Source organism: Aliivibrio sp. A6, assembly GCF_028765505.1.
GTDB classification, from domain to species: domain Bacteria; phylum Pseudomonadota; class Gammaproteobacteria; order Enterobacterales; family Vibrionaceae; genus Aliivibrio; species Aliivibrio finisterrensis_A.
The window spans coordinates 1-201 of sequence record NZ_JARACR010000176.1 but is presented as its reverse complement, the minus strand read 5'-3'; the positions used below and the strand labels follow the sequence as shown (position 1 = coordinate 201).

2 tRNA genes are annotated in these 201 nt (G+C 51.7%); both read right to left on the bottom strand.

Annotated features, from left to right (window positions below):
* Nucleotides 1-2: 2 nt before the first annotated feature.
* A tRNA-Lys gene (locus tag PVK70_RS19060) sits at nucleotides 3-78 on the bottom strand.
* Between the two features lie 2 nt (nucleotides 79-80).
* Nucleotides 81-156 (bottom strand) — tRNA-Glu (locus tag PVK70_RS19055).
* Nucleotides 157-201 lie beyond the last annotated feature (45 nt).

Sequence of the window (201 nt, the reverse complement as noted above, 5' to 3'; positions counted from 1 at the left end):
AATGGTGGGTCGTGCAGGATTCGAACCTGCGACCAATTGATTAAAAGTCAACTGCTCTACCAACTGAGCTAACGACCCAATGGTATCCCGTAGGGGAGTCGAACCCCTGTTACCGCCGTGAAAGGGCGGTGTCCTAGGCCTCTAGACGAACGGGACACTGGATATTTGAAGGTGTTGGGCACCTTCTATTGCTTCTTTACG